The 11,303-nt window shown below is 72.9% G+C and carries 8 protein-coding genes and 1 pseudogene; 3 read left to right on the top strand and 6 right to left on the bottom strand.

Annotation, left to right across the window (positions count from 1 at the left end; genetic code table 11):
- Positions 1-44: 44 nt before the first annotated feature.
- The 4 genes and pseudogenes from ACFC0D_RS05795 to ACFC0D_RS05780 form a co-directional block, all read right to left on the bottom strand.
- Positions 45-1,598, bottom strand: coding sequence for an MFS transporter (locus ACFC0D_RS05795; protein WP_376431409.1), 1,554 nt, complete (start codon positions 1,596-1,598; stop codon positions 45-47).
- Between the two features lie 94 nt (positions 1,599-1,692).
- Positions 1,693-2,538: an alpha/beta fold hydrolase gene (locus tag ACFC0D_RS05790; RefSeq protein WP_376431407.1), complete on the bottom strand. Its 846-nt coding sequence runs from the start codon at positions 2,536-2,538 to the stop codon at positions 1,693-1,695.
- 22 nt (positions 2,539-2,560) lie between these two features.
- Positions 2,561-2,959, bottom strand: a complete 399-nt coding sequence (locus tag ACFC0D_RS05785; RefSeq protein ID WP_376431405.1) for a RidA family protein — start codon at positions 2,957-2,959, stop codon at positions 2,561-2,563.
- Positions 2,960-3,276: 317 nt separating this feature from the next.
- A pseudogene (locus ACFC0D_RS05780) lies at positions 3,277-4,398 on the bottom strand (acyl-CoA dehydrogenase family protein); the annotation flags it as partial.
- A gap of 119 nt (positions 4,399-4,517) precedes the next feature.
- On the opposite strand from ACFC0D_RS05780, the gene ACFC0D_RS05775 reads away from it, so the two are divergent.
- From ACFC0D_RS05775 to ACFC0D_RS05765, 3 genes are read left to right on the top strand one after another with little or no spacing between them, the layout of a single operon-like run.
- Entirely contained in the window at positions 4,518-6,161 is a 1,644-nt protein-coding gene (locus ACFC0D_RS05775; RefSeq protein ID WP_376431403.1) for an AMP-binding protein, read from the top strand.
- Positions 6,162-6,170: 9 nt separating this feature from the next.
- Positions 6,171-7,022, top strand: a complete 852-nt coding sequence (locus ACFC0D_RS05770; protein WP_376431401.1) for a PaaX family transcriptional regulator C-terminal domain-containing protein — start codon at positions 6,171-6,173, stop codon at positions 7,020-7,022.
- A complete protein-coding gene (locus tag ACFC0D_RS05765; protein WP_376431399.1) occupies positions 7,019-7,468 on the top strand; it encodes a hypothetical protein in 450 nt (149 codons plus the stop codon). The genes ACFC0D_RS05770 and ACFC0D_RS05765 overlap by 4 nt, the downstream gene beginning before the upstream one ends.
- On the opposite strand, the gene ACFC0D_RS05760 is transcribed toward ACFC0D_RS05765, so the two are convergent.
- Both ACFC0D_RS05760 and ACFC0D_RS05755 read right to left on the bottom strand, forming a co-directional pair.
- The gene (locus tag ACFC0D_RS05760; RefSeq protein WP_376431397.1) at positions 7,455-10,142 is read right to left on the bottom strand and encodes a bifunctional salicylyl-CoA 5-hydroxylase/oxidoreductase; all 2,688 of its coding nucleotides are present in this window, start codon (positions 10,140-10,142) and stop codon (positions 7,455-7,457) included. The genes ACFC0D_RS05765 and ACFC0D_RS05760 overlap by 14 nt on opposite strands.
- A gap of 74 nt (positions 10,143-10,216) precedes the next feature.
- Positions 10,217-11,044, bottom strand: a complete 828-nt coding sequence (locus tag ACFC0D_RS05755; RefSeq protein ID WP_376431395.1) for an enoyl-CoA hydratase family protein — start codon at positions 11,042-11,044, stop codon at positions 10,217-10,219.
- Between the last annotated feature and the right edge of the window lie 259 nt (positions 11,045-11,303).

Below are 11,303 nucleotides of genomic sequence, written 5' to 3'. Positions count from 1 at the left end.
GCGGTTTCCGGGGCATCGGGCCGCGCCGCGCGCGGGCCGGCGGCTCAGCCCATCCCGGGGGGTCCCATGCCGCCCTTGAGGCGTTCGATGTCCGAGGCTCGGACCTGGATCACGAACAGGGCTATGAAGAACGCCACGATGGAGAAGGCCGCCGCCGTGATGAAGCCGGACGAGACGCCGGCCGTCAGGACCTCGTCGGCGTAGGGCGGGGGTAGTTGGCCGGTCTTGGCGAACTGGGCCTTCTCCAGGGGGCCCGCCTGGGAGAGGAAGATCGGTATCTGATCCTGTGCCTCGTTGCGGCTGGCCGTGCCGAAGACGGTCACCAGGATCGACAGGCCGAGCGAACCGCCCACCTGCTGGGTGGCGTTGAGCAGTCCGGACGCGGCGCCCGCCTCCCGCTGCTCGACATTGGACAGCGCCATGATGGTCAGCGAGACGAACATCAGGCCCATGCCCATGCCGAAGACGAGGATCGGGCCCAGGATGCTGCCCAGGTAGGTGGAGTCGACGTTGGTCAGGGTCAGCCAGGACAGGCCGGCCGCCGACAGGAGCGAGCCGACGACCATGAAGGGTTTCGGCCCGAACTTTGGCAGCAGCTGGGAGGCGCACCCGGCGCCGACCGCGATGATCGCGCTGACGGGCAGGAACGCGAGGCCGGTCTTCAACGGGCTGAAGTGCAGGACGCCCTGCACCCAGAGCGTCAGGAAGAAGAACATCCCGAAGATCGCCGCGGCCAGGCAGAGCATGATGGCATACGTGCCCGCCCGGTTGCGGTCGGCGAACATGTGCAGCGGGGTGATCGGCTGCCGGGAGCGGCGCTCCACCAGGATGAACAGGAGCAGCAGGACGACCGCCGCGCCGAACGAGGCGAGCGTCCACGGGTCGCGCCAGCCCTCCTGGGAGGCGCGGATGAACCCGTACACCAGCGCCACCATGCCGAGGGTGGAGGTGAACGCTCCGGTGAAGTCGAAGTGGCCGGGGTGCCGCTCGGACTCCTTGATGTGGCGGGGCGTGAGGAACGCGATGAGCAGCGCGATCGGCACGTTGACGAAGAAGATCCAGCGCCAGTCGAGCCATTCGACGAGCAGTCCGCCGGCGACGAGCCCGATCGCACCGCCGCCCGCGGAGACGGCCGCGAACACGCCGAACGCCCGGTTGCGTTCCGGGCCTTCTTCGAAGTTCGTGGTGATCAGGGAGAGCGAGGTCGGGGAGGCGATGGCGCCGCCGACGCCCTGGAGCGCCCGGGCGGCGAGGAGTTGCCAGTCGTTCTGGGCCAGCCCGCAGAGCAGCGAGGCGAATCCGAAGAGCAGGATGCCGAACATGAAGACACGGCGGCGGCCGAGGATGTCACCGGCTCGTCCGCCGAGGAGCAGCAGTCCGCCGAAGGTCAGCGTGTAGGCGTTGACGACCCACGACAGGCTGGTCGTGGAGAAATCCAGCGAGCTCTGGATGTGCGGCAACGCGATGTTGACGATCGTGATGTCGAGAACGACCATCAGCTGGCAGGAGGCGATCACGAACAGGGCGATGCCCTTGCCATCACCGTGCTTCCCGTGCGCTGTGGTCTCCGCCGGAGTCGTCGGCTTCGGGGTACTCATGGCGCATCGCGCCCCTCGCCTGGTGTGGGGGAGCCGTGGGCCGGTCAGTCCACCCTTTCGACATTAAGCCCGGGTCCGGCGGCTGACCAGTTGATCAAGCCCCGCCCGCGGAGGCCTCCGCGACGAAGGCGCGCAGCTCCTTCGCGAGCCGTTCGGGCTGGTCCTCGGCGACGAGCGTCCTGCTGTCCTCGATCTCGACGAGCCGCCCCCGGGGCAGGAGTTCGGCGAGCCGGCGGCCGTGCTCGCGCGGCATCATCAGGTCGTCGACGGCCCAGACGACGAGCGCGGGGCTGTCGAACGTCCGCAGCCCCTCTGCGGCCCGGAGGAGTTCGTCCTTGCGGACGGCGAGGCAGTAGCGGCGGAAGTCGTCGCGGATCGCGGGGTCGGTGCGCAGGGGCCGCAGCCAGCCGTCGGCGACCGCCTCGGGCACGGGCCGTTTGGTCAGCGCGCCGAGACCGACGGGCAGCCGGCGCAGCGGCTTCAGGCCGAGGACCCGGGCCATCAGGAGGACTCCCCCCGGGATGCGGCAGGCCAGGTCGATCATCTTTCCGGGTGCGCCGGGAGGGTAGTTGTCGAAGGCCTCGCAGGAGATCAGGACGAGCCCTGCGAGCCGTTCGGGGTGGCGGACGGCGACGGTCTGGGCGCGTCCGCAGTCGCTCTCGACGAGCGTGACATCGGTGAGGTCGAGCCGGTCGAGGAGTTCGGCGATCAGGTCGACGACGCTGTCGGGCGACAGCGGCACGTCCGGATTCATCGGGGTGCGGTGGGAGCCGTACGGGAGGGTCGGGGCCACCACCCGGTAGTCCGGGGCGAGTTCGGCGACGACCTTGCGCCAGACGGTGGCGTCGTGGACCAGCCCGTGCAGCAGGACGAGCACGGGGCCGGGGCCGCCGGTGTCCTCGTACGCGACGGTTCCGGCGGTCAGCTCGATCTCCGGCACAGCTCCCCCTGTTCGTCCGGCCCTACTCCACGACCGCGAAGCCGTCCAGCTCCACCTGGGCCTGATCGTCCCACAACCGTACGACTCCGATCACGGCCATCGCGGGATAGTCGCGGCCCGCCAACCTCCGCCAGATCGCGCCGAGTTCATGGGCATGGGCGCGGTAGGCGGCGACATCCGTGGCGTAGACGGTGACGCGGGCGAGATCGCGGGCGGTGCCGCCGGCGTGGCGCAGGGCGGTGAGGAGGTTGGTGAGCGCGGTCTCGAACTGCTCGGGCAGGGTCTCCCCCACCACCTTGCCGTCGCGGTCGAGGCTGGTCTGCCCGGCGAGGAAGACCAGCCGGGTGCCGGTGGCGGTCACGGCGTGGGAGAAGCCGGTGGGCGGGGACAGTGCGGCGGGGTTGTGCCGGTGCAGGCTCATCGGGACGACTCCTTCGGCGACTCGGCGACGACGGCGGGCTCGGCGGGCGACCGGGGCCCGGTGGGCGGCTCCGCGGGCGGCCCCCCGGCGACAGGCTCCAGCAGCGACTCGGTCGCCACGGCAGGCTCCGCGGGCGGCCTCTCGGTGGCGGGTTCCACGTGCGGCCCGGGCGCGGTGGCGGCAGGCTCCGCGGGCGGCCTCTCAGCGGCAGGCTCCAGCGGCGACTCGGGCGCCACGGCGGGTTCCGCCTGCGGCCCGGGTGTCACGGGAGGCTCCCCGTTCCGCCGGGCGGTGGCGGGTTCCGGCGGCGCTGCGGCGGCCTCGGCCTCGGCGTACAGCTCCTTGGCGATGATCGTGCGCTGGACCTCGGTCGCCCCTTCGTAGATGCGTGGTGCACGCACCTCCCGGTAGAGGTGTTCCAGCAGATGGCCGCGTTGCAGCGCCCGCGCGCCGTGGAGCTGGACGGCGGCATCGACCACGTATTGCGCGGTCTCGGTGGCCAGGAGTTTCGCCATCGCCGAGCGCCGGGGCACGTCGGCCGCGCCGGCGTCGTACGCCGCTGCCGCCGCGTAGACGAGCAGGCGGGCGGCCTCCGTGCGGGTGGCCATCTCGGCGACCTGGTGGGAGACGGCCTGGAGGTCCCGGAGGACGCCGCCGAAGGCGGGCCGGGCGGCGGTGTGGGCGAGGGTCGCGTCGAGGGCGGCCTGGGCCATGCCGACGGCGAAGGCGCCGACGCTGGGGCGGAAGCGATTGAGGGTGGTCATGGCGACCCGGAAGCCCCGGTCGGTCTCGCCGAGGACGTCCGCCGGGCCGACCGGGACGCCGTCGAAGACGAGGGAGCCGATGGCGTGCGGGGCGAGCATGTCGAGGGGCGTGCCGGAGAGGCCGGGGCGGTCGGCGGGGACGAGGAAGGCGGTGACGCCGCGGGCTCCGGCGCCCTGGGTCGTCCGGGCGAAGACGGTGGCGAAGTCGGCCTCGGGCGCGTTGGAGATCCAGCGCTTCTCGCCGTGGAGGCGCCAGCCGCCCGCGCCGTCGGGCCGCGCCTCAAGGGAGAGCGCGGCGGCGTCGGAGCCGGCGTCGGGCTCGCTGAGCGCGAAGGCCGCGACGGCGCGTCCCGCGACGATCTCGGGGAGCCAGCGGGCCCGCTGCTCGGGCGTGCCGAAGGCGGCGACGGGGTGGCCGCCGAGGCCCTGGAGGGCGAGGGCGGTCTCGGCCTCCGTACAGGAGTGGGCGAGGGATTCCCGCAGCAGGCAGAGGTCGAGGGCGCCTGCCTCGAAGGGCCCGGCGAGCAGGCCGAGCTCGCCGAGGGCGGCGACGAGGGGCCGGTTGACCCGGCCCGGCTCGCCCTTCTCGGCGAGCGGCCGCAGACGGTCGGCCGCGAGGGCGCGGAGTTCGGCACACCGGGCGGTCTGGCGTGGATCGAGTGAGAATACGGACATTCGGACCCCTGTCTCCGTCTGGCTCGCTCGCCTGCATCAGTTCTATCGCGCACCGTTGACTGTCGTCACCATCACGATACGCTCGATGGGCGACCCCACCACGACAAGGGGACGAACTCATGGAGCTGACCCCCTCGGCCCACCACGACACGTTCGCGCGCGACCATCTGCCGCCCACGGACGACTGGCCCCATCTGCTCTTCGATCTGCCGGAACTGGCCTACCCGGAGCGCCTCAACTGCGGGGCGGAGCTGCTCGACCGCACGGTGGAACGATTCGGCACGGAGCGTCCGGCATTCCGGGACGGCAACGGGAATGTCTGGACATATGGACAGCTGCGCGAACGGGTGAACCGGATCGCGCACGTCCTGACCTCCGATCTCGGCATCCTGCCGGGCAATCGAGTGCTCCTGCGCGGCCCCACCACGCCCTGGCTGGCCGCCTGCTGGCTCGCCGTGATGAAGGCGGGCGCGGTCGCCGTCACCGTCCTGGCCCAGCAGCGCGCCCAGGAACTGGCCGTGATGTGCGAGATGGCCCGCTGCACCCACGCCCTGTGCGACATCAGGAGCGTCGACGACCTGGTGAAGGCCGAGGTCCCGGGGCTGCGGATCACCGCCTTCGGCGGGGACTCCCCCGACGATCTACTCTCGCTCGCCATGGGCCGACCGGACAGCTACGAGGCGGTGGAGACGGCCGCCGACGACGTGGCCCTGATCGCCTTCACCTCGGGAACGACCGGTCGGCCCAAGGGGTGCATGCACTTCCATCGCGATGTCCTCGCGGTCGCCGACACCTTCTCGGCCCACGTCCTGCGCCCCGAGCCGGACGACGTCTTCGCCGGCTCGCCCCCGCTCGGCTTCACCTTCGGCCTCGGCGGGCTCGTCCTCTTCCCCCTGCGCGCCGGGGCGAGCGCACTGCTGCTCGAGCAGGCGGGGCCCAAGCAGCTGCTGCAGGCGATCGCGGACCACCGGGTGTCGGTGCTGTTCACGGCGCCGACCGCGTACCGGGTGATGCTGGAGGAGATCGACCGGCACGACGAGTACGACATCACCCCGCTGCGGTCGCTGCGGCGGTGCGTGTCGGCGGGCGAGAACCTGCCCGCCGCGACCTGGGACGCCTGGCACCGGCGTACCGGCCTGAAGCTCATCAACGGCATCGGAGCGACCGAACTGCTCCATATCTTCATCTCGGCCGCCGACGGCGACATCCGCCCCGGCATGACCGGACGGCCCGTGCCCGGCTGGCAGGCGCGGGTGGTCGACCGGGCCGGCACGGAGGTCCCCGACGGCGAGGAGGGCCTGCTCGCGGTGCGCGGGCCCGTCGGCTGCCGATATCTGTCGGACCCGCGGCAGAGCGAGTACGTCCACGACGGCTGGAACGTCACGGGCGACACCTACGTCCGCGACACGGAGGGCTACTTCCGCTATGTGGCCCGCGCCGACGACATGATCATCTCGGCCGGTTTCAACATCGCGGGCCCCCAGGTCGAGGAGGCACTGCTCTCCCACCCGGACGTGGTCGAGGCGGCGGTGGTGGGTCAGCCGGACGAGCTGCGTGGCCAGATCGTGGTCGCGTACGCGGTCGTACGGGACGGGGTGCCGCGCGACGCGGACACGGCGGAGGCGCTGCGGGCGTTCGTCCGGGCCCGGCTGGTGCCGTACAAGAGCCCCCGCAAGATCGTCTTCCTGGACGCGCTGCCACGGACGGCGACGGGGAAGCTGCAGCGATTCCGGCTGCGCGCGGGGCCTGAGGAGACCCCCTAGAGTGATCACGTGGCCGAGCAGCACACCCCCCGTTCCCTGATCGTCTCGCTGTACGGCGCGTACGGCCGTGGCCTCGCGCCGGGCGAGGAGCCGTTGCCCGTGGCCGAGCTGATCCGCCTCCTCGCGGTGCTCGGCGTGGACGCGCCCTCTGTGCGGTCGTCGGTGTCCCGGCTGAAGCGGCGGGGGCTGCTGCTGCCGCGCCGGACGGCGGACGGAGCGGCCGGATACGCCCTCTCGGACGACGCGCGCCAGCTTCTGGACGACGGCGACCGCCGGATCTACACCCGTACCGTGCCCAAGCTGTCCGACGGCTGGGTCCTCGCCGTCTTCACGGTCCCGGAGGCCGAGCGCCACAAGCGCCATCTGCTGCGCTCGCGGCTGGCGCGGCTGGGCTTCGGGACGGCGGCCCCGGGCGTCTGGATCGCCCCCGCGCGGCTGTACGAGGAGACCCGCCACACCCTGGAGCGCCTGGAGCTCTCCGCGTACGTGGACCTCTTCCGGGGCGAGCACCTGGGCTACGCGGCGACGGCGGAGGCGGTGGGCCGCTGGTGGGACCTGCCGTCGATCGCCAAGCTCCACGAGGAGTTCCTCTCGGCCCACGAGCCGGTGCTGCGGGCCTGGACGTCCTCCCCGGGCTCGGCGGAGGACGCCTACCGGGACTACCTCTTCGCCCTGGACTCCTGGCGCCGCCTGCCGTACGCGGACCCGGTCCTGCCGGCCGAGCTGCTCCCGCAGGACTGGCCCGGCGCCCGCTCGGCGGAGGTGTTCGCGGCGCTGCACGAAAGTCTCCGGGACCGGGGCGCCGATTTCGTGCAACCGGCGCAACCTTCCGGGGGTTCCGATCGTCCTACGGGGTCATGAGTGCAGATCCCGGGGAGCCGATGGAACCGGCCTGGCTGGTCGCGGCGAACGTGGTGCTGTGGCGGCGGTGGGGTGACCTCGGGCAGGAGCTGCGGCCCGGCACCAAGGCGTACAAGGGCGGGACGAAGGTGTACGTCGTCGACACCTACCCCGGCATGGGGAACGAGCAGCTGACCACCGTCGGCCGTGGCCGGCACAACGGCCGGTGGATCACCATCGACACGGGCACCCGGCACCTGCACACCTTCCGCGCCACCCTGGTGTACACGCCGGCGGTGCTGCGGCGGCACCGCGGCGCCGGCTGGTTCCCGCGCACGCCCGAAGCGGCCGCGCGTGCGGCCGTCGAACTGGAGCGGACGGCCCGGGAGCTGCGGCGCACGCATCACGCGGGCCCCCACCCCGATCCGTGCCTGTGCCACGAATGCCTCGACGTCAGCCCAGACTGAGCCGCGGCTTCGGGGCGTCCGTGCGGCCCGTCGGGGGTGTGCGGCTGCCGGCGCGGTACGGGGGTGGCCAGGGGGCCGCCGGGCCCTGGTAGTTCTGGTCGGCGGCCGCGTGGAGGGTCCAGTGCGGGTCGTAGAGGTGCGGCCGGGCCAGGGCGCAGAGATCGGCGCGGCCGGCCAGGAGGAGGGAGTTCACGTCGTCCCAGGAGGAGATCGCGCCGACGGCGATCACCGGGACGGCGAGGGCGTTGCGGATCCGGTCGGCGTACGGGGTCTGGTACGAACGGCCGTACTCGGGGCGCTCGTCGGGGACCACCTGGCCTGTGGAGACGTCCAGCGCGTCGGCGCCGTGGGCGGCGAAGGCGCGGGCGATCTCGATCGCGTCCTCGGCCGTCGTGCCCCCTTCCGCCCAGTCGGTGGCGGAGATGCGGACGGTCATCGGCCGGTCGTCGGGCCACGCCTCACGGACGGCGTCGAAGACTTCGAGCGGGAAGCGCAGCCGGTTCACGAGCGCCCCGCCATAGGCGTCGTCGCGCCGGTTGGTCAGCGGGGAGAGGAAGCCGGAGAGCAGATAGCCGTGGGCGCAGTGCAGTTCGAGCAGATCGAAGTCGGAGCGGGCGGCCCGGCGGGCGGCGGCCGCGAACTCCTCGCGTACGGCGGTCATCCCGGACCGGTCCAGAGCGTGCGGGACCTGGTTGACACCGGGCCGGTACGGCAGCGGTGACGCGGCGGTCAGGGGCCAGTTGCCCTCGGGGAGCGGCTGGTCCATGCCCTCCCACATCCTGCGGGTGGAGCCCTTGCGGCCGGAGTGGCCGAGCTGGACGCCGATCGCGGTGCCGGGCGAGCGGCCGTGGACGAAGGCGGTGATCCTGCTCCAGGCCGCCTCCTGCTCGTCGTTCCAGAGGCCGGTGCAGCCGGGGGTGATCCGGCCCTCGGGGCCGACACAGACCATCTCGGTCATGACGAGCCCGGCGCCGCCGAGCGCCCGCGCGCCGAGGTGGACGAGGTGGAAGTCGCCGGGGAGGCCGTCCTCTGCGACGTACATGTCCATCGGGGAGACGACGACCCGGTTGCGGAGGGTCAGTCCGCGCAGCCGGAGCGGGGTGAACATCGGCGGGGTATCGGGCGGGCAGCCGAATTCGCGCTCGACGGAGCCGGTGAAGGCGGGGTCGCGCAGCCGCAGGTTGTCGTGGGTGACGCGACGGCTGCGGGTGAGGAGGTTGAAGGCGAACTGCCGGGACGGCTGGTCGAGGTAGCCGTCGAGCTCCTCGAACCAGCGCAGGCTGGCGGCCGCCGCGCGCTGGGTGGATTCGACGACGGGCCGGCGTTCCGTCTCGTACGCGGCGAGCGCTTCGGCCAGGGTGGGCTGTTCCTCGACGCAGGCGGCGAGCGCGAGGGCGTCCTCGACGGCGAGCTTGGTGCCGGAGCCGATGGAGAAGTGCGCGGTGTGGGCGGCGTCGCCGAGGAGGACGGTGTTGCCGTGCGACCAGCGTTCGTTGACGACGGTACGGAACGCGGTCCAGGAGGAGTTGTTGGAGTGCAGGGCCCGGCCGCCGAGCGCCTCGGCGAAGAGCTTGGCGCAGCGGGCGGTGGATTCCGACTCGTCCAGCTCGTCGAAGCCCGCGGCCTGCCATACCTCCTCGCGCATCTCCACGATGACGGTGGAGGAGTCGGCGGAGAAGGGGTAGCCGTGGAGCTGCATCACGCCGTACTCGGTCTCGGCGATCTCGAAGCGGAAGGCGTCGAAGGCGAAGTCGGCGGCGAGCCAGATGTACCGGCAGCGGTGGGTGGTGAGCGTGGGCCGGAAGACGTCCGCGTGGGCGTCGCGGGTACGGCTGTGGACGCCGTCGGCGGCGACGACCAGGTCGTGCGTGGCGGCGAGGACGGCGGCGGGCGGCGCCTCGGTCCGGAAGCGGAGTTGTACGCCGAGCTCGGCGCAGCGGGCGTGCAGGATCTCCAGGAGCCGGCGGCGGCCGAGGGCGGCGAAGCCGTGGCCCGTGGAGGTGAGGAGGTGTCCGCGGTGGGCGATGTGGATGTCGTCCCAGCGGACGAACGCGTCCTGGAGGGCGCGGTACACGGCCGGGTCGGCGTGCTCGATCCCGCCGAGGGTCTCGTCGGAGAGGACGACGCCGAAGCCGAAGGTGTCCTCGGGGGCGTTGCGCTCCCAGACGGTGATCTCGCGCTCGGGGTCGAGCCGCTTGAGCAGCGCGGCGGCGTAGAGCCCACCGGGCCCGCCACCGACGACCGCGACACGAAGCGGGGCACCGGCCCGGCTTCCGTCGTCCGAGCGCTCGGCCTGCGGGCGGGGGGTCTCCGGCCGGGGGGTCTCCGGCCCGGACGGCTCCGGTCCGCCCGTCTCCAGCCGGGGGGCTTCCGGCCCGGACGTCTCTGGCCCGCCCGTCTCCACCACGGACGGCTCCGGCCCGGAGGGCTCCGGCCCGACCGAGCCGGGGCCGGCCGGCGTGGTGGTGGCGCTGTCCCGAGGGGGCGCCTTCTCCAGCCGGGGCGTCTCCAGCCCGCCCGCCTCCGGCCGGAGCGTCCCCGGCCCGCACGTCCCCGGCCCGACCGCGCCGGTGCCGACCGGCGCGGCGGCGGCATGCCGGGCGGGCGCCATCTCCGGCCCGCACGTCTCCGGCCCGGACGTCTCCAGCCGGCGCGTCCCCGGTCCACCCGTCACCAGCCCAGACGCCTCCGGCCCGACCGTGCCGGGGCCAGCCGGCGCGGTGGCGGTGTCCCGGGCGGGCCCCACCGTCACCGCCCCTGCCACTTCGGGGGCCGCTTCTCGGTGAATGCCGCGTGGAACTCGGCGTAGTCCTCGCCGTTCATCAGCAGTGCCTGGGTGTTGGCGTCCAGTTCGACGGAGGCCGCGAGGGGCATGTCCAGCTCGGCGGTGAGCAGGGCCTTGGTCTGGGCGTGGGCGAGGGCGGGACCGTCGGCGAGGCGACGGGCCAGCTCGGCGGCGCGCGCGTCGGCGCCACCGTCCTCGGTGAGCTCGCTGAGCAGGCCGATCCGCTCGGCCTCGGGCGCGCGGACGGGTTCGCCGAGCATGAGCAGCCGGGTGGCGTGGCCGAGGCCGACGACCCGGGGCAGCAGATAGGCCGCGCCCATGTCTCCGCCGGAGAGTCCGACGCGGGTGAAGAGGAACGCGAAGCGGGCGCTCGGGTCGGCGATCCGGAAGTCCGCGGCGAGGGCGAGGACGGCGCCCGCCCCGGCCGCGACGCCGTGGACGGCGGCGATCACCGGGAAGGGGCACTCCCGGATGGCTCGGACGACCTGTCCGGTCATCCGGTTGAAGTCGAGCAGCTGCGCCGTGTCCATGGAGAGCGTCGCGCCGATGATCTCGTCCACGTCGCCGCCGGAGCAGAAGCCCCGGCCCTCGCCGCCGAGGACGAGCGCGCGGACGGCCCGTTCCCGGGAGAGTTCGGCGAGCAGATCGCGCAGGTCGGCGTAGGCGCCGAAGGTGAGCGCGTTGAGTTTCTCCGGGCGGGCGAGGGTGACGGTGGCGACGCCGTCGTCGACGGTCAGCCTCAGATGGTGCCAGCGCTCGGTGCGGGGTGCGGAGCCGATAAAGGGGCTCATACGGAACGGCCTCCCTTCCTCCTGTTCGGAGAGTATCACCGTGTTGTGACTGTCGTCACGAGCGCGCGATAGAAGCGAGGCCGGACCGTACCGCCGAAGGCCCCCGCCGACCGGGGACTCATGACCTCGTCGCGAGGGAGGGGGTGCCCATGGCGTTCACTCTTACGGTTCGAAGGGCTGAAAGCGGGACGTCTCGGGCTCGCGTCGCCCTCCTCCGCCCTCCCGCGATCGGACCTTGCCGTGGTCGAAGCCACTGACC

It is taken from the genome of Streptomyces sp. NPDC056222 (assembly GCF_042264065.1).
Classification (GTDB): domain Bacteria; phylum Actinomycetota; class Actinomycetes; order Streptomycetales; family Streptomycetaceae; genus Streptomyces.
Note: the sequence above shows the minus strand (reverse complement) of the source record. Positions and strands in the feature narration are given on the sequence as shown.